This window comes from Xylophilus sp. GOD-11R (assembly GCF_033546935.1).
In the GTDB taxonomy this organism is placed as follows: Bacteria; Pseudomonadota; Gammaproteobacteria; order Burkholderiales; family Burkholderiaceae_C; genus Xylophilus.
The window spans coordinates 2650234-2668295 of record NZ_CP137854.1 but is presented as its reverse complement, the minus strand read 5'-3'; the positions used below and the strand labels follow the sequence as shown (position 1 = coordinate 2668295).

The 18062-nt window shown below is 66.9% G+C and carries 14 protein-coding genes; 7 read left to right on the top strand and 7 right to left on the bottom strand.

Annotated elements, in window-relative coordinates; translation table 11 throughout:
* Window positions 1-6: 6 nt before the first annotated feature.
* From trmB to R9X41_RS12565, 3 genes are read right to left on the bottom strand one after another with little or no spacing between them, the layout of a single operon-like run.
* Window positions 7-753, bottom strand: coding sequence for a tRNA (guanosine(46)-N7)-methyltransferase TrmB (gene trmB, locus R9X41_RS12575; protein WP_412556594.1), 747 nt, complete (start codon window positions 751-753; stop codon window positions 7-9).
* Window positions 750-1658 (bottom strand): tRNA glutamyl-Q(34) synthetase GluQRS, encoded by a 909-nt coding sequence (gene gluQRS / locus R9X41_RS12570; RefSeq protein WP_318630804.1) that lies wholly within the window; start codon window positions 1656-1658, stop codon window positions 750-752. Before gluQRS ends, trmB begins: the two co-directional genes overlap by 4 nt.
* Complete coding sequence (locus R9X41_RS12565) at window positions 1655-2599, bottom strand: LysR family transcriptional regulator (RefSeq protein ID WP_318630803.1); 945 nt, start codon at window positions 2597-2599, stop codon at window positions 1655-1657. Before R9X41_RS12565 ends, gluQRS begins: the two co-directional genes overlap by 4 nt.
* A 129-nt stretch (window positions 2600-2728) precedes the next feature.
* On the opposite strand from R9X41_RS12565, the gene R9X41_RS12560 reads away from it, so the two are divergent.
* The 3 genes from R9X41_RS12560 to R9X41_RS12550 are packed head-to-tail and all read left to right on the top strand — an operon-like array spanning window position 2729 to window position 4940.
* Complete coding sequence (locus R9X41_RS12560; RefSeq protein ID WP_318630802.1) at window positions 2729-3430, top strand: pirin family protein; 702 nt, start codon at window positions 2729-2731, stop codon at window positions 3428-3430.
* A gap of 54 nt (window positions 3431-3484) precedes the next feature.
* Window positions 3485-4042, top strand: a complete 558-nt coding sequence (locus R9X41_RS12555; RefSeq protein ID WP_318630801.1) for a flavodoxin family protein — start codon at window positions 3485-3487, stop codon at window positions 4040-4042.
* Window positions 4043-4046: 4 nt separating this feature from the next.
* Complete coding sequence (locus R9X41_RS12550) at window positions 4047-4940, top strand: pirin family protein (protein WP_318630800.1); 894 nt, start codon at window positions 4047-4049, stop codon at window positions 4938-4940.
* A 29-nt stretch (window positions 4941-4969) separates the two neighbouring features.
* Here R9X41_RS12550 and R9X41_RS12545 read toward each other — a convergent pair whose 3' ends face one another.
* Together R9X41_RS12545 and R9X41_RS12540 are read right to left on the bottom strand one after the other, a co-directional pair.
* Entirely contained in the window at window positions 4970-6028 is a 1059-nt protein-coding gene (locus tag R9X41_RS12545) for an SGNH/GDSL hydrolase family protein (RefSeq protein WP_318630799.1), read from the bottom strand.
* Window positions 6029-6195: 167 nt separating this feature from the next.
* Window positions 6196-7806 (bottom strand): Na+/H+ antiporter, encoded by a 1611-nt coding sequence (locus tag R9X41_RS12540; RefSeq protein WP_318630798.1) that lies wholly within the window; start codon window positions 7804-7806, stop codon window positions 6196-6198.
* Between the two features lie 178 nt (window positions 7807-7984).
* On the opposite strand from R9X41_RS12540, the gene R9X41_RS12535 reads away from it, so the two are divergent.
* Complete coding sequence (locus tag R9X41_RS12535) at window positions 7985-9607, top strand: MDR family MFS transporter (protein WP_318630797.1); 1623 nt, start codon at window positions 7985-7987, stop codon at window positions 9605-9607.
* Here R9X41_RS12535 and R9X41_RS12530 read toward each other — a convergent pair.
* Both R9X41_RS12530 and R9X41_RS12525 read right to left on the bottom strand, forming a co-directional pair.
* Window positions 9604-10857, bottom strand: coding sequence for an Hsp70 family protein (locus R9X41_RS12530; RefSeq protein WP_318630796.1), 1254 nt, complete (start codon window positions 10855-10857; stop codon window positions 9604-9606). The two genes, R9X41_RS12535 and R9X41_RS12530, sit on opposite strands and share 4 nt — an antisense overlap.
* A gap of 63 nt (window positions 10858-10920) precedes the next feature.
* Window positions 10921-11673, bottom strand: a complete 753-nt coding sequence (locus tag R9X41_RS12525; protein ID WP_318630795.1) for a sulfurtransferase — start codon at window positions 11671-11673, stop codon at window positions 10921-10923.
* Between the two features lie 73 nt (window positions 11674-11746).
* Between R9X41_RS12525 and dnaE the strand changes: the two genes are divergently transcribed.
* The 3 genes from dnaE to clpA all read left to right on the top strand — a co-directional run bounded on the left by dnaE (window position 11747) and on the right by clpA (window position 18061).
* Window positions 11747-15217: a DNA polymerase III subunit alpha gene (gene dnaE / locus R9X41_RS12520; RefSeq protein WP_318630794.1), complete on the top strand. Its 3471-nt coding sequence runs from the start codon at window positions 11747-11749 to the stop codon at window positions 15215-15217.
* A gap of 74 nt (window positions 15218-15291) precedes the next feature.
* The gene (gene clpS, locus R9X41_RS12515) at window positions 15292-15666 is read left to right on the top strand and encodes an ATP-dependent Clp protease adapter ClpS (protein ID WP_318635214.1); all 375 of its coding nucleotides are present in this window, start codon (window positions 15292-15294) and stop codon (window positions 15664-15666) included.
* Window positions 15667-15724: 58 nt separating this feature from the next.
* Window positions 15725-18061 carry an ATP-dependent Clp protease ATP-binding subunit ClpA gene (gene clpA / locus R9X41_RS12510; protein WP_318630793.1) on the top strand — a complete coding sequence of 779 codons (2337 nt, stop codon included), beginning with the start codon at window positions 15725-15727 and terminating at the stop codon, window positions 18059-18061.
* Window position 18062 lies beyond the last annotated feature (1 nt).

Genomic DNA, 18062 nt, shown 5'->3' with positions numbered 1-18062 from the left:
GGTGCCTCACTTGCGGCGAAAAACGATGTCCCACACGCCGTGGCCCAGCCGCAGGCCGCGGTTCTCGAACTTGGTGAGCGGGCGATAGTCGGGCCGGGTGGCGTAGCTGTCGGCGGTGTTGGCGAGCAGCGGTTCCGCGCCGAGCACTTCCAGCATCTGTTCGGCGTAGGGTTGCCAGTCGGTTGCGCAATGCAGATAACCGCCGGGCGCCAGGCGCGTGGCCAGGCGCGAGATCAGCGGTGCCTGCACCAGACGCCGCTTGTTGTGGCGCTTCTTGTGCCAGGGGTCGGGGAAGAAGATGTGCACGCCCTGCAGCGTGCCGGGCTGCAGCATGTGGTCGATGACCTCGACGGCGTCGTGGCGCAGGATGCGGATGTTGTGCAGCTGCTGCTCGCCGATGCGCTTGAGCAAGGCGCCGACGCCGGGTTCGTGCACTTCGCAGCAGAGGAAATTGTCGTCCGGTCGTACCGAGGCGATGTGCGCGGTGGCTTCGCCCATGCCGAAGCCGATTTCCAGGATGAGCGGTGCGGTGCGGCCGAAAGCGGCCGACGGCTCGAACGCTCCCGGCCGGTATGGCTGCAGGAACTTGCCGCCGAGCTCGGCCAGCGCCCGTGTCTGGCCGCTGGTGGTGCGGCCGGTGCGCAGCACGTAGCTCTTGATGGTCTTGCGATGGACCATGCCCTGCGCCGGTGTGGCGGCGGCATCGGGCTGGTCGGGCAGGGCGGGCGGATGGTTCTCTGGAGGCTGGGTCACCGGGCGATTGTAAAAGGCGCGATCCACGCTTTTCGCCAGGGTTCGATCCAGCGCGCGAGCAGCGCCGCAGGATCGTCGCCACTCGTCGAGTCGGGCAAGCCCAGGCGGGCGGCGGCCTCCCGCAGTGCCGGGGCCGGGCGGCGTTCGTCGAAGGGTGTCGCACCGTTCTGCTTGGAAAGCTTTTCCCCGCCTTCGGCCAGCACCAGCGGCGTGTGCAGGTAGCCCGGCGTCGGCAGGCCGAGTGCGCGCTGCAGCACGATCTGGCGCGGGGTGTTGTCGAGCAGATCGAGGCCGCGCACCACATGGGTCACGCCCTGCGCGGCATCGTCGACCACCACCGCCAACTGGTAGGCCCACAGACCATCGGCGCGCCGCAGCACGAAGTCGCCCACCTCTTGTTCGACCGCCTGGCTTTGCGGGCCGGCGGCGCGGTCGGTCCAGCGGACGGGCGAGGGATCGCGGCCGGTATCGAGCCGCCAGGCGCGCGCCGGTCGACCGTGAAGGCCGTGGCGGCAGGTGCCGGGATAGGGCAGCGCGGCGTTGCGCTGGCGGTCGATGCCGCGCTCGGCCTGGGTGCGGGCGATGTCCTGGCGCGAGCAGGCGCAGGGGTAGGCGTTGCCCGAAGCGAGCAGGCGGTCGAGCGCGGCCTGGTAGTGGTCGCCACGCGTGGACTGCCAGACCGGCGCCTCGTCCGGCCGCATCGCACAGGCTTCGAGTTGCGCCAGGATGCGTTCGGCCGCACCCGGCACGCAGCGCGGTGTGTCGACGTCTTCGATGCGTACCAGCCAGCGCCCACCGTGGGCGCGGGCGTCGAGCCAGCTGGCGAGCGCGGCGACCAGCGATCCGGCGTGCAGCGCGCCGGTGGGCGATGGCGCGAATCGGCCGACGTAGCCGGACGCTGTCACGCGATTGCTCCGGAGCCTCGTGGTCGGTCGAGCAGCGCCGCGCGGGTAGCGGGGCTTTCGAGCTGTTCCAGCCACCACTTGAGCGCGCGGCCGGGGTTGGCGCTGCGCCAGGCATAGCCGACGTGGTAGATGCGCGGCGGCCGGTCGAGCTTCTTCTCGACCAGGTGTCCGGCCTCCACATAGGGCCGTGCCATCGGCAGCGGAATCGCGCCGGCGCCCAGCCCGCGCAGCTGCGCATCGAGCTTGGCCTGCATCGATGGCACCGTCAGCACCGACTGGCCGGCGAAGATGCCGACGGTGGCGCCGTTGCCGCGCTGCACCGTGTCGGCCACCGCCACCGCGCGGTGGCTGCGCAGGTCGGTGTCGTTCAGTGGCCGCTCGATCGCCGCCAGCGGATGGTGCGGTGCCACCACGTAGATGAATTCCACCGAGCCGAGCGGCCGGAAGTTGTGCGCCGAGCTGTTGGCCATGTCGACGTTCACGCCGATGGCGATGTCCGACTGGCCCTGGTTGAGCGCTTCCAGCGTGCCGGTCAGGATCTCGTCGCGCAACTTGAGCTGGGTCGGTGGTTCCAGCGCGAAGAAGGCCTCGGTCAGCTCCATCACCGTGCCGCGTTCGATCAGACCGTCGACCGCGATGCTGAGCTGCGGCTCCCAGCCCGTGGCCACGCGGCGCACCCGGTTGGCCACGGCGTCGATCTCGTCGAGCAGGCGCGAGCCTTCGCGCAGCAGCTCGGCGCCAGCGGCGGTGAGCCGGGCCTGACGAGAGCTGCGGTCGAAGAGCAGGGCGTCGAGCGCGTCTTCCACCAGGCGCACCCGGTAGCTGAGCGCGCTGGGCACCAGCCCCAGACTGCGCGCCGCCGACGCGAAGCTGCCTTCGCGGGCGATGCGCTGCAGCAGCGCCAGGGTGTCGGGCGTGAGGACGTCGCGTGCGGTTTGCATGGCGGAGCTTCTATCGTTCGAATGATTTGAACGATGCTATCAAAACCGTTTGCTTCTGCACCGATGCCGGCGACCTACATTCTTTCCATGGCCGACGACACAGGCGGCCGACATCCAGGAGCAAACGACATGCTGACCATTCGACCATCGCAGGAACGCGGCTACGCCGATCACGGCTGGCTCAAGTCGTTCCACAGTTTTTCCTTCGCCGGTTATCACGACCCGGCGCACATGGGCTTCGGCAACCTGCGGGTGATCAACGAAGACCGTGTGGCCGCCGGCGCCGGTTTTGGCACGCACGGCCACCGCGACATGGAAATCATCAGCTACGTGCTCGAGGGCGAGCTGGCGCACAAGGACAGCATGGGCAACATTAAAGGCATACCGCCCGGCGACGTGCAGCGCATGAGCGCCGGCACCGGCGTGATGCACAGTGAGTTCAACCATGCCGAGGGCGCCCAGACGCATTTCCTGCAGATCTGGATCGAGCCGGACAAGCGCGGCATCGCGCCGAGCTACGAGCAGAAGTCCTTCGCCGATACCGAAAAGCGCGGCCAGCTGCGCCTGGTGGCATCTCCCGACGGCGCCGCGGGCTCGGTGCAGATCAATGCGGACGCTGCGCTCTACGCCGGCCTGTTCGACGGCGGCGAGACGGCCCAGGTGGCGATCGACCCGGCGCGCAAGGCCTATGTGCATCTGGTGCGCGGCGAGGCCAGCGTCAACGGCGTCGAACTGCACGCTGGCGATGCGGCGATGATCGAGAAGGAATCGTTGGTGTCCATCGCCCAGGGCCGCGACGCCGAAGTGCTGGTGTTCGACCTGGCCGCCTGACCGCCCCGTTTGTAGATTTCCCCCATCCAACCTCAGAACGAAAGAAGCTTCTTCATGACCCGCACCGTCGTCGTCTTCCATTCCGGCTACGGCCATACCCAGCGCCTGGCGCAATCGGTGGCCGATGGCGCCGGTGCCGAGCTGATCGCGATCGACGCGGACGGCAACCTGCCCGAAGGCGGCTGGGAAACCCTGGCCGCGGCCGACGCCATCATCTTCGGCTCGCCCACCTACATGGGCGCCGCCAGCTGGCAGTTCAAGAAATTCGCCGACGCCTCTTCCAAGCCCTGGTTCGGCCGTGCCTGGCAGGACAAGGTCTTCGGCGGCTTCACCAACAGCGCCAGCCTCAACGGCGACAAGGGCTCCACGCTGGCGTACTTCGTCACGCTGGCCTCGCAGCACGGTGGCATCTGGGTGAGCCTGGGCAAGCTGCCCTCCAACGCCAAGGCCGCGCAGCGCAATGACGTCAACAACCTCGGCGGCTCCATCGGCGCGCTGGCGCAGAGCCCTTCGGATGCGAGCGTGGCCGAAATGCTGCCGGGCGACCTGGAAACCGGCCGTCTGTACGGCGAGCGCGTCGCTGCCGTCGCCGCCCGCCTGAAAGCCGCCTGAGACCATGGGCGCCACACCACAGGACCACATCCACCTGCTGCCCAAGGCCCACGACCTGGGCGGCGGCTTCGTGGTGCGGCGCAGCCTGCCGGCCGCCGCCAAGCGCTCGGTCGGCCCTTTCGTGTTCTTCGACCACTTCGGACCTTCCGAAGAGCGGCCGGAGACACAACACGACGTGCGGCCCCATCCGCACATCGGGCTGGCGACCGTCTCCTATCTGTTCGAAGGCGCGATCCACCACCGCGACAGCATCGGCTCCGACCAGGTGATCGAGCCCGGTGCGGTCAACTGGATGAGCGCGGGACGCGGCATCGTGCATTCGGAACGCCGGCCCGACGCCTTGCGCGACAGCGTCTATGTCAACCACGGCCTGCAGCTGTGGGCGGCGCTGCCGGCGGAACTGGAAGAGTCCGACCCGTTCTTCGCCCATGTGGCCGCTGCCGACATTCCGGCGGTGGATTGCTCGGGCGCGGTGGTGCGGGTGCTGATCGGCGAGGTCTTCGGCGTGAAGTCGCCGGTGCCGGCCGAGGGTGGCACGGTGTTCCTCGACATCGACATGCCCGCCGGCAGCCGGCTGGAGCTTCCCGCCCTGGCCGAGGAACTGGCGGTCTACCCGGTGACGGGCCAGGTCACGGTCGACGGCGAACCCCTGCCCGGCGCCGAGATGTCGGTGCTGCCCGCCGGCGCCGGCACCTTGCTCGAAGCGGCCGCGCCGGTGCGGCTGGTGGTGGTGGGTGGCGACGCGTTGGTCGAGCACCGCTACCTGTGGTGGAACTTCGTGTCGACCCGCAAGGAGCGGGTGCGCCAGGCCGCGCTGGACTGGGCCGCCGGCGCGATGGGCGCGGTGGCGGGGGACGATGAGTTCATCCCCCTTCCCGATCGGCCCTTACCCGCTTGATTGGCCGGTGACCGATCGGTCAAATCGGCTCAATTGATGGCGCCGCCGTCGATTTCGCGTTCGATGAACTGGGCGTAGAGCGCGTGCATGCGGGTCGACGGGTGTACCTCGTCGGCAAACATATAGGCCTGGTCCGCGTCCGCTTCGATGAGGGTGGCGGCGGAGCAGATCAAGGACGTGCCGTTCTGCCGGACGAAGGTTTCCGGATCCGCCAGCCCGATGGCGCGGGCGCGTGCGATGACCAGCGGCACGCTGCAGGCGGTGGCGGTGTTGGAAACCCGGAAGCCGTTGGACTGGTAATGGCTCAGCACTTCGGCGAACCACCGGTAGCTGTCGGCCAGGACGAAGTGCGGCGGCAGTTTCTGGTGCTTGAGCTCGTCGGCCAGGGTGGCGTTGAACAGCAGCGTCATGCGCGTCAGCGTGCCGGCCAGCGCGGGACGGGCCACCGCCAGGGGCGTCTGGCCGAGATCGGGAATGTTCGCCAGCAAGACCCGCGATGCGCCGGCCTGGGTCAGGCGGCCCACCTGCTGCGCCATGCCGACCGCGGCGGCGCTGACCACCGCCGGCACGCTCTCCGGTGAAATCGCGCCCTGGGCGGAAGCGAGGACCGCGTTCAGGATGTCGTTCGAGCCACCCTGCAACAGCACCAGTTGATCGGGGTCGAAACTTCCATGGCGCGACAGGTAACTGTCGATCTGGCCGCTGATCGGCTTGCCGAGCGCTCCTGAGCTCCCGGCAGGAAGCGCGGCTTCGACACGGGATCCACCTTGCGCGTAGCCCAGGCCCCCCGTGGAGGTTTCGGATTGGCCGAATCCACCGTGGACGGCCGGCCGGAGTTCACCGCGGTAGTACAGGGCCACGTGTTGCGTCCACACGGCCCCCGGATTGGTGGTGTAGCGGCCGCCGTCGAACCGGGCCGGGCCGACCGGCGGGAGGCCGTCGACTTGGTAAGTGCCGACGTCCGACAGGCTGTCGCCGAAGGAAACGACCTGGAACCGGTGGATCGATTTCTGACCGTCGTCGCCGTCGCCACCGCCGCAGGCGGTCAAGGCCAGGGCGGCCAACACCGTCAATAAGCGCAATTTCATGGAAGCAATCCTCTGGACAAAGACTGCGCAATGTAATTGAGCACTCACTTTTATGGTGTGAATGGTCCGCTTTTGTTCGGTTGAGCGAATATGATTTCGCGCTCGCCCCGATCGCTGGTCTGCAGTCGCCCGTGAACGATTGGAAAAATGCGCTCACCCAGGTGGCGTCATCCGAAACGGGCTTCCTGCAGGTCGAGCCGGCGCACCACCTCACGGCAGACTTCGTCGGATATCTCACGCGCCCGGGCCATGCGAAACAGCTCTTCGCGCGACGCGTTGAGGGCGGCGAAGCGCATCGCCTTGGCAATCGCATCCTGCTGCCGGCGGCGCTCTGCGTCCGGCTCGCTTTCGCCGGGCGTGGCCTGGGGCGAAAGCGCGTCGATCATGCGTGCCGCCACGTCCGAATAGACCTGCGGATCGGTCGTGGGATTGGATTCGATCAGCTTGCGCAGCTTTTTCTCGATGGCGACGATGCCGGCGCGGCGGGCAGCCTGCTGGGCGCGATCCTCCTGCGCGTGATGCTCGGTCTCCGGGGGCATCTCCAGTCCGTACAGCAAACGCGGCAGGCCGACGCTGGCGACGACGAGCGACAACACGATGACCGTCGTCGCCAGGAAAATGGCCAGGTCCCGCGCGGGAAAGGCCGAACCATCGGACAGCACCGCTGGCAGGGTCAGCACGCCGGCGAGGGTGATCGCGCCGCGCACGCCGGCCAGCGACACCGCGCCGATCAGCCGAACGCTCGCCTTGGGAGCCTGAACGCCGCGGCGCTTGGCGATCCAGGTGGAGACCTGCAGCGAGATCCAGACCCAGGCGAAGCGCAGTGCCGCCAGCGCGAAGCTGATGGCCAGCGCGTAGAACAGCAGCCACCACGGGTTGACGTGGCCGGTTTCCTCCACGACCCGCACGGCGCCCCGGAAGATGTCGGGCAACTGCTCGCCGAGCAGCACGAACATGATGCCGTTGAGCGCGAACTGCACCGTGTTCCACACGGCGGTGCGCTGCACGCGGGTGACGGCGGACGCGCGGCCGGAGAGTTCGACATAACTCATCATCACGCCGGCAGCCACCGCCGCCAGGATTTCCGAGGCATGCACCAGCGCCGCCGCCTCGAACGCGCCAAAGGGAATCAGCAGGCTCAGCAGGATCTGCGAGCCGGGTTCGTCGCCGAAGCGGCGCGAGAACCAGCCGCGTGCGGTCATCACCAGCCAGGTGAAGCCCGCGCCCACCGCCAGCCCTGCCGCGGAAACCCACAGGAAGGACAGGGCGGCTGAGGTCAATGAGAAGCTCCCCGTGACCGCGGCGGCCACCGCGAAGCGGAACGCCACCAGGCCGCTGGCGTCGTTGAGCAGCGACTCGCCTTCGAGGATGTGCATTACCCGCGCCGGAATCGGCACCCGTGCGGTGATGGCCGAAACCGCCACCGGGTCGGTCGGCGAGACGATGGCGGCCAGCGCGAAAGCCACCGGCCAGGGCATGGCCGGAATCATCCAGTGGATGAGCGCACCCAGCCCGACGACGGTGAACACGACGAGGCCGAAGGCCAGTTCGAGGATGGTGAAGCGATCGCGCAGCAGCCCTTCCTTGGGGATGCGCCAGCCGTCCAGGAACAGCAGCGGCGGTATGAACAGGAACATGAAGAGCTCGGGCTCCATGCGCACGCCGCGCCCGAACACGCCGGCGATGACGGCGCCCAACGCGATCTGCACCAGCGGCACCGGTATGGCGACCGGCAGGACACGAACCGCCAGCGCGCTGGCCACGACCGCCAACAGCATGGCGAATGAAATTCCTACCGCGTCCAAACTTCTCCCTTTCGATCCAGACCGCAGGCTACACCGAGCCCCGCGATGGCGGCGGATGGCAGGCCTAAACGCGAGCCCGGTGCGCGGACATCACAATCGAGAGTTGCCTTGCCTCTTCGATCGCGCACCTTCTCGGCGCCCGTTTTCCGACATGTCTTCCGCCGCGCCGCACTCCGCCACCCCGCAGCCCCAGGTCTTCAGCCCCGCCGAGCGGCGCACGACGATGGCCGCGCTGATGATCGTCTTCCTGCTGTGCGCGCTGGACCAGACCATCGTCTCCACCGCGATGCCGCGCATCGTGAGCCAGCTCTTGGGCCTCGACCTCTACGCCTGGGTGACCACCGCCTACCTGCTGGCCTCCACCGTGATGGTGCCGATCTACGGCAAGCTGTCCGATATCTACGGCCGCAAGCCGGTGCTGGTGGTGGGCATCGTCATTTTCATCGCCGGCTCGGGCCTGTGCGGGCTGGCGGGCGAGTTCGGATCGCTGCCGCTGCTCGGCGGCGGCATGGTGCAGCTCATCGCCTTCCGGGCGGTGCAGGGGCTGGGTGGCGCTGCGCTGGTGACCTCGGCGTTCACGGTGATCGCCGATCTCTATCCGCCGCGCGAACGTGCCCGACTCGGCGGCGTGTTCGGATCGGTCTTCGGCCTGGCGAGCGTGCTCGGCCCCTTGCTCGGCGGCTTCTTCACCGACCTGGAGTCTGTGCAGGTGCTCGGTCGCGAGATCGCCGGCTGGCGCTGGATCTTCTACATCAACCTGCCGCTGGCGGCGGCCGCGCTGTTCATGATCGTCTTCAAGATGCCGGCGCTCACGCATCGCACCGGCGGGCGCATCGACTTCGCCGGGGCGGCGTTGTTGCTGCTGACCTTCATTCCTTTCCTGCTGGCCTTGAGCTGGGGTGGCACGCGCGGCTGGGGCTCGGCGCCGGTGACCGGTCTGTTCGTGCTGGGCGGCGTGGCCTTCGTCGCGCTGTTGTTGGTGGAGTCGCGGGTGAGCAACCCGATCGTGGCCCTGTCGCTGTTCCGCAATCGCACTTTCGCAACCGCCGGACTGGCGTCCTGCCTGATCTTCATGGCCTTCATGGGGCTGGTCGCGTTTCTGCCCTTGCTGATCCAGCTCGGCCAAAGCCTGCCGGCAACGACCAGCGGATTGGTGATGCTGCCCCTGACGCTGGGTTTGATCGCCTCGGCCTCGGTCAGTGGCCTGCTGGTGAGCCGCATCGGCCGCTATAAGGCGGTGATGGTGGGCGGAGCGGCGGTGACGGCGTTGGCCGCCTTTCTGCTGTCGCGCCTGCCGGCCGATGCGGGCGTGTGGGGCCTGGTGTGGCGGGTGGCGCTGCTCGGCATCGGCCTGGGGCCGGCGCAGAGCGTCTTCAATCTGGTGATGCAGAACGCGGTGAGCCGCCACCAGGTCGGCGTGGCGACGAGTGCCGGCCAGTTCTTCCGGCAGGTCGGCTCGACCATCGGTGTGGCGGTGTGCGGCGCGGTGCTGACGCACCAGTTGGCGGTCGGTGGCGCATCGGAGGCGGCGCCGGTGGTGGCCGATGCGCCCGTCGTGCACAGCCTCACGCTCGCCGAACTCGAACGCATGGCGATCGCGGCGCCTGGCGCACCCGGATCCGCCGGCCTGGACGCCGCCATGCGCGCTCAGGTGACCGATGCGGTCAAGAATGTGATCGGCGTCGGCACCCTGATCTGCCTGCTGGCCCTGCTCACCACTTTCTTCGTGACCGAACTACCGCTGCGCTCGGCGACGGAGCGGCGGCGCGACTAGAGCGTACGGGTAGCCACGGCCAGACCGGCGGCCACGCCGCCGAACAGGTCGCCTTCGACCAGAGGCACTTCGGGAAAGGTCTTGCGCAGTACCGCCTGGAACGGTTGCAGCGCCGACGAACCGCCGGTGAGATAGAGCGCGTCGGGCATGGTGCCGGCGCGGCGGGCGCATTCGAGCGCGCATTCGGCAACGCGGTTGAGCAGGGTCGACAGGTCGAGCGCGAGTTCCGGCGGCTCGATGGTGGCGAACAAGCCGGCCTCGGCGGCCGAAAGATCGATGGCTGCGGCGTGTCCCCCCGACGATGCGGTGATTTTCGCCGCCTCCACCGAGTGGGCCAGGCGGTGGCCGTGCCGACCTTCCAGCACTTCCATCAACCGCTGGTGCAGCTGCCGGTCGGTATAGGAAAAGCGCAGTTCCCGCGCGGCGCGGATGGCCGCCGGCGACGACTGCCGGTGGATCAGGTGCCAGGTCGCGAGTTCGAAGAAGACGGTGCTCGGCACCTCGCGGCCGGTGGGGCCGCGGTGGCCCAGGCCGAGCAGCGGCATGACCCGCGCCAGGTTGAGCGCCCGGTCGTAGTCGGTACCGCCGATGTGTACGCCGGAGGTGGCCAGGATGTCGCCGCGCCGGTCGGCCTGCGCGAAACGGTCGGGGCCGAGTCGCACCAGCGTGAAGTCGGAAGTGCCGCCGCCGATGTCGACGACCATGATGCGTTGTTCGCGCTCGATGCGGCGTTCGTAGTCGAAGGCGGCCGCGATCGGCTCGAGCTCGAAGCGCAGTTCTTGGTAGCCGGCGCGGCGGGCGCAGTCGGCCAGGGCGGTTTCGGCAGCGGCGTCACGGGTGTCGTCTTCGTCGACAAAACGCACCGGTCGGCCGATGACCGCGCGGCGCGGGCGTTGGCCCAGCACTTTTTCGGCACGATTGGTCAGCTCGACCAGGAAGCGGGTGACGATGTCGCGAAAGGGCACGGCCTCCCCCAGCACGGCGGTGCGCTCATCGATCAGCGAGCTGCCCAGCAGGCTCTTGAGCGAACGCATCAGTCGGCCTTCTTCGCCCGCCAGGTAGTGGCGCATGGCTTCGCGGCCGAAGAAGGTGCTGCGATCTTCGTCGTGGAAGAAAAGCGCGGTGGGCAGCGTGGTGTGTTCGCCTTCGATGGCGAGCACCCGTCCGGAGCCGTCCGGCAGGGCGGCTGCAACCGCGGAATTGGAGGTGCCGAAGTCGATACCGACCGCGAGGGGGGATGTTGCTGACATGGAGTGGGGATGCGGAGCCGTTCGCTGACGGGCCGGAGGCGGCGCGAAAGGGCGGCGAGTCTATCAGCCGGTCTGCTCCCCGGCCGTCAGGGGCGCGAGTGCCGGATCGAGCACACGGCGGTCGTCGAAAACGAAGCAGCCGCCGTGGAAGTGGGCGCTGCCGACTTCCTCGAAATATTTCAGGATGCCGCCTTCGAGCTGGAAGACGTTTTCCACGCCTTGCTCGGCCATCAGGATCGCGGCCTTCTCGCAGCGGATGCCGCCGGTGCAGAAGCTCACGACGGTCTTGCCAGCCAGTTCCTGGCGATGCTGTGCCAGCGCGCCGGGGAATTCGGTGAACTTTTCGATGCGCCAGTCGATGGCGTTGTCGAAGGTGCCGTGGTCGACTTCGAAGGCGTTGCGCGTGTCCAGCGTGACCACCGGCCGGCCGTCGTCGTCGTGGCCGGCGTCGAGCCAGCGGTGCAGCGTGGCGGCGTCGACCGCCGGTGCGCGGCCGGCGTGCGGGCGAATCGACGGATGGTTCATGCGGATGATTTCCGGCTTCAGCTTCACCAGCATGCGGCCGAAGGGTTGCTCGGCCGACCAGCTTTCCTTGGCCTGGAGGCCGGCGAAGCGCTCGTCCAGGCGCAGGTGATCCAGAAAACCGTTCACCGATTCGGGTGGGCCGGCCAGAAAAAGATTGATGCCTTCTTCGGCCAGCAGGATGGTGCCGCGCAGATCGCGCGCCATGGCTTGTTCGAGCAGGCGCTCCCGCAGGGCGGTGGCGTCGGGCAGTGCGACGAAGCGGTAGGCGGAAATATTCAGGATGGAGCTCACCCCGCCATTCTAGAAACCGATCGGACAGCGAATTTGCCGGACCGGGTGTTCGGCAGGTTCTTAAAATGGGTCGATGTTCGTTCACCTCCGCCTGCACACCGAGTTCTCCGTCGTCGACGGCACCAACCGAATCGACGACGTGGTCAAGGCCGCCGCCGCCGACGGCCAGCCCGCTCTGGCCATCACCGATCTCAATAACCTCTTCGGAGCGGTCAAGTTCTACAAGGCCGCGCGCGGCAAGGGCGTCAAGCCGCTCATCGGGGCGGAAATCTTTCTGGAAGGGCTGGGCGCCGATGCCGCCGCGCTGTCGCGGGTGATCGTGCTGGTGCAGTCGTGGAAGGGCTATCTCAACCTGTCCGAACTGCTGGCGCGCGCCTGGACGACCAACGTGGTCAAGGCCCAGGCCGTCTGCAAGCTGGCCTGGTTGCGTGAGCTCAACGACGGGATGATCCTGCTCGCGGGTGCGCAGGCCGGGCCGGTCGGCCAGGCGCTGGTGCGTGGCGACGAGTCGACCGCCACCGATTTCGCGCTGCAGCTGGCGGGCATCTTCCCGCATCGCTTCTATCTGGAGATCCAGCGCGCCGGCCGCACCGACGACGAGGCGCACACCGTGGCTGCGGTGCAGCTCGCTGCGCGGCTCGCGCTGCCGGTGGTGGCGACGCAGCCGGTGCAGTTCACCGAGGTCGACGACTACGAGGCGCACGAGGCACGGGTCTGCATTTCCGAAGGCGAGATCCTCGGCAACCAGCGCCGGGTGCGCAAGTTCACCCGCGAGCAGTTCTTCAAGAGCGCCGTGCAGATGGAAGCGCTGTTCGCCGACGTGCCGAGCGCCATCGCCAACACGGTAGAGATCGCGCGGCGCTGCAGCATCGTGCTCGACCTGGGCAAGCCGCAGCTGCCCGACTTTCCCACGCCCGGCGGCATGCCGATGGCCGATTACTTCCGGGTGGCATCCTTCGAAGGGCTGGAGGTGCGGCTGGAGCACCTCTACCCCGACGCGGCCCGGCGCGACGCCGAGCGGCCGCGCTACGTGGAGCGGCTGGAGTTCGAGATCAACACCATCCTGAAGATGGGGTTCCCGGGTTACTTCCTGATCGTGGGCGACTTCATCAACTGGGCCAAGAACAACGGCTGCCCGGTGGGGCCGGGCCGGGGCTCGGGTGCGGGTTCGCTGGTGGCCTACGCGCTCAAGATCACCGACCTGGACCCGCTCGAATACAACCTGCTCTTCGAGCGCTTCCTGAACCCGGAGCGGGTGTCGATGCCCGACTTCGACATCGACTTCTGCCAGGGCAACCGCGACCGCGTCATCGACTACGTGAAGCAGAAGTACGGTCGCGAGGCGGTGAGCCAGATCGCGACCTTCGGCACCATGGCCGCGCGCGCGGCCATCCGCGACGTGGGCCGGGTGCTCGACATGAGCTACACCTTCTGCGACGGCATCAGCAAGTTGATTCCCAACAAGCCGGGGCAGCACATCACGATCGCCGGCGCGCTGGAGGTGGAGCCGGTCCTCGCGGAACGCCTGGCCAAGGAAGAGGACGTGCGCACGCTGCTGGAGCTGGCGCAGAAGCTCGAAGGCATGACCCGCAACATCGGCATGCACGCCGGCGGCGTGCTGATCGCGCCGGGCAAGCTCACCGACTTCTGCCCGCTCTACCAGCAGCCGGGCAGCGATTCGGCCGTGAGCCAGTACGACAAGGACGACGTGGAGGCGATCGGCCTGGTCAAGTTCGACTTCCTGGGCTTGGCGACCCTGACCATTCTGGAAATTGCGCGCGAGTTCATCGTCAAGCGCCACAAGGGCCAGGAAAAGTTCGCCTACGAAAACATTCCGCTCGACGACGCCGGCACCTACCGGCTGTTTGCAGACGGCAAGACCGAGGCGGTGTTCCAGTTCGAATCCCGTGGCATGCAGGGCATGTTGCGCGACGCCAAGCCCACGCGCCTGGAAGACCTGATCGCCCTGAACGCGCTCTATCGGCCGGGTCCGATGGACCTGATCCCCAGCTTCGTGGCGCGCAAGCACGGGCGCGAGGTGGTCGAATACCCGCATCCGATGGTGGCCGAGATGCTGTCGGAAACCTACGGGATCATGGTCTACCAGGAGCAGGTCATGCAGACCGCCCAGATCCTGGGCGGCTACTCGCTGGGCGGCGCCGACTTGCTGCGCCGCGCGATGGGCAAGAAGAAGATCGAAGAAATGGCGATGCACCGCGAGATCTTCCGAAAGGGAGCGGCGGTCAACGGCATTTCGCAGGAAAAGGCCGACGAGATCTTCGACCTGATGGAGAAGTTCGCCGGCTACGGCTTCAACAAGTCGCACGCGGCCGCTTACTCGCTGCTGGCTTATCACACCGGCTGGCTGAAGGTGCATTTCCGGGCGGAGTTCTACTGCGCCAACATGACGGTGGAAATGGACGACACCGACAAGCTGCGCGTGTTGTTCGAAGACGCGCAGAAGCTCGGCATGACCTTCGAGCCGCCGGACGTCAACCGCGGCAACTACCGCTTCGAGCCGGTCAGCAACACGGTCATCCGTTACGGTCTCGGCGCCGTCAAGGGCACCGGCCAGTCGGCCATCGAGGCGGTGGTGGCGGCGCGGGAGGAGGGCGGTGCGTTCACCAGCCTGTTCGACTTCTGCAACCGGGTCGACCGGCAGCGCATCAACAAGCGCACGGTCGAGGCGCTGATCAAGGCCGGCGCCTTCGACTCCATCCAGCAGAACCGGGCCTCGCTCGTCGCCTCCATCGACCGGGCCTTCGAATACGGCGCGGCGCAGGCGGCCAACGTGCACCAGGGCGGATTGTTCGACATGGCCGACGACGGCCATGGTTCCAGCACCCAGGAGCCCGACCTCGTGGCCGCGCGGCCGTGGGGTATCAAGGAGCGGCTGGTCTTCGAGAAGACGGCGGTCGGTTTCTATCTGTCCGGCCATCTGTTCGACGAGGTGTCGCGCGAGGTGCGGCAGTTCGTGCGGCGCGAGATCGGCGATCTGGTCGACAGCCGTGAGCCGGTCACGCTGGCGGGCATCATCACCGAGCTGCGGGTGATCAACGGCCAGCGTGGCAAGCTGGGGTTGATGAAGCTCGACGACAAATCGGGCGTGATCGAGGCCACTGCCGACGAGGCGGTGCTCAATGCCAACCGCAATCTGCTCAAGGACGACGAGATGGTCATCATCACCGGCAAGCTGCAACCCGACCGGTTTACCGGCGGCGTGCGGCTGAAGGTGGAGCAGGTGATGGACCTGGCCAGTGCGCGTTGCCGCTTCGGCAAGTTCCTACGCGTGGCGGTCAACGGCAAGGCGCCCGATATTCAGCGTATCGTGCGTGACTTCCCGCCGGTCAAGGAAGTGTCCGAGCACGGCGAAATCGTACGCGGGCTGGAAGTTCGGCTGGCGGTTCGGCGCGAAGCGGGGAGCATGGAAGTGGGTGTTGACCTCAAGCTCGACGAGCGCTCGCGTTTCTTCCCGACCGATGCCGCCTTGTCGAGCTGGATGGCCCAGGCCGAACAGGGAAAGGCCGTGATCGTGTATGAATGAGGCCCGCACCCTTGAAGTTGCCCAAATACCACCAAAATCCCTGCTTGCTGCAGTGCGCAACTCCGCTCGATAAAATGAAATTCATGGCGACCAAGCCCCCTACCACCCCGCCCGTGGCCCCGGGCTCCACGCCCACGACCACGCGTGAAGACGGCGACTCGGTAGTCCTGGAGCGGCGCACACAGAAAGTGCAGCCGCCGCAGATGTACCAGGTCGTCATGCTCAATGACGACTACACCCCGATGGAGTTTGTCGTGATGGTGATCCAGGAGTACTTCAGCAAGGATCGCGAGCAGGCGACGCAGATCATGCTCAAGATCCATCTCGACGGAAAAGGCGTCTGCGGCGTGTACTCGCGCGACGTCGCCGCCACCAAGGTCGACCAGGTGATGGACGCGGCTGGCAAAGCCGGACATCCCCTGCAGTGCGTCAGTGAACCGGTTGAATAAAACCGGATCGAACCTTAACTATTGGCCATATTTTTACCGCTCGGCAAAAGGAAATCTCATGATTGCCCAGGAACTGGAAGTCAGCTTGCATATGGCCTTCGTGGAGGCCCGTCAGCAACGCCATGAGTTCATCACCGTGGAGCATCTGCTGCTCGCGCTGCTGGACAACCCGAGCGCCGCAGAAGTCCTGCGCGCCTGCTCGGCCAATATCGACGACCTGCGCAAGTCGCTGGCCAATTTCATCAAGGACAACACCCCGCAGGTCGCAGGCACCGACGAGGTGGACACGCAGCCCACGCTGGGCTTCCAGCGTGTGATCCAGCGCGCCATCATGCATGTGCAGTCCACCGGCAACGGCAAGAAGGAAGTGACCGGCGCCAACGTGCTGGTGGCGATCTTCGGCGAGAAGGACTCGCACGCCGTCTACTACCTGCACCAGCAGGGCGTGACCCGGCTCGACGTGGTGAACTTCATCGCCCACGGCATCAAGAAGGGCGAGCCGCCGGAGCCGACCAAGTCCGGCGAGCCGCAGGCCGAGAGCGAGGAAGCCCAGGCCGAGAAGAACGAGAAGGCATCACCGCTGGAGCAGTTCACGGTCAACCTCAACCAGCAGGCCCGCGAAGGCAAGATCGATCCGTTGATCGGCCGCGAATACGAGGTCGAGCGGGTCATCCAGATCCTGTGCCGCCGGCGCAAGAACAACCCGCTGCTGGTCGGCGAAGCCGGCGTCGGCAAGACCGCCATCGCCGAGGGCCTGGCATGGCGCATCACCCAGAAGGACGTGCCGGAAATTCTGGCCGACTCCCAGGTGTATTCGCTCGACATGGGCGCGCTGCTGGCCGGCACCAAATATCGTGGCGACTTCGAGCAGCGTCTCAAGGGCGTGCTCAAGTCTCTCAAGGACAAGCCGAACGCCGTGCTGTTCATCGACGAGATCCACACCCTCATCGGTGCGGGTGCTGCTTCGGGCGGCACGCTCGACGCGTCCAATCTGCTCAAGCCCGCGCTGTCGTCGGGCCAACTGAAGTGCATCGGCGCGACCACGTTCCAGGAATACCGTGGCATCTTCGAGAAGGATGCGGCCCTGTCGCGTCGTTTCCAGAAGGTCGACGTGGTCGAGCCGACGGTCGAGCAAACGGTCGAGATCCTCAAGGGCCTCAAGTCGCGCTTCGAGGAACACCACAGCGTGAAGTACGCCACCACGGCGCTGCAGGCTGCTGCCGAACTGTCGGCCAAGTACATCAATGACCGCCATCTGCCCGACAAGGCGATCGACGTGATCGACGAGGCCGGTGCGGCCCAGCGGATCCTTCCGCCGAGCAAGCGCAAGAAGACCATCACCAAGGCCGAGGTCGAGGAGATCGTCGCCAAGATCGCGCGTATTCCGCCTGCCAACGTCAGCAACGACGACCGCAGCAAGCTGGCCACCATCGAGCGCGACCTCAAGAGCGTGGTGTTCGGCCAGGACAAGGCACTCGAAGTGCTGGCGTCGTCCGTCAAGATGGCGCGTTCCGGCCTGGGCAAGGGCGACAAGCCGATCGGCGCGTTTCTGTTCAGCGGGCCGACCGGTGTCGGCAAGACCGAAGCGGCCAAGCAGCTTGCCTACATCATGGGCATCGAGCTGATCCGCTTCGACATGTCGGAGTACATGGAGCGCCACGCGGTCAGCCGCCTGATCGGCGCGCCTCCGGGCTATGTCGGTTTCGACCAGGGTGGCCTGCTCACCGAGGCCATCACCAAGAAGCCGCATTGCGTGCTGCTGCTCGACGAAATCGAGAAGGCGCATCCGGACATCTTCAACGTGCTGCTGCAGGTCATGGACCACGGCACGCTGACCGACAACAACGGACGCAAGGCCGACTTCCGCAACGTCATCCTGGTCATGACGACCAATGCCGGTGCCGAGACCATGAACAAGGCCACCATCGGATTCACCAATCCGCGAGTGGCAGGCGATGAAATGGCCGACATCAAGCGGATTTTCACGCCCGAGTTCCGGAACCGGCTCGACGCGATCGTCAACTTCAAGCCGCTCGACGAGAACGTCATCCTGCGGGTGGTAGACAAGTTCCTGCTGCAGCTCGAACAGCAGCTGGCCGAGAAGAAGGTCGAGGTAACCTTCACCGACGTGTTGCGCAAGCATCTGGCCAAGAAGGGCTTCGATCCGCTCATGGGGGCCCGCCCGATGCAGCGGCTGATCCAGGACACCATCCGTCGCGCCCTGGCCGACGAGTTGCTGTTCGGACGGTTGACCGAAGGCGGCCGTCTCACGGTCGACCTGGAGGATCCGGAAGCAGAGAAGCCGGAGGTCAAGCTCGACATCACGCCGTTGCCCAAGCGGGAACGTGGCCAGAAGTCGGAGCCGGCGGAACCCGAAGAGGCAACCGCCGACTGAC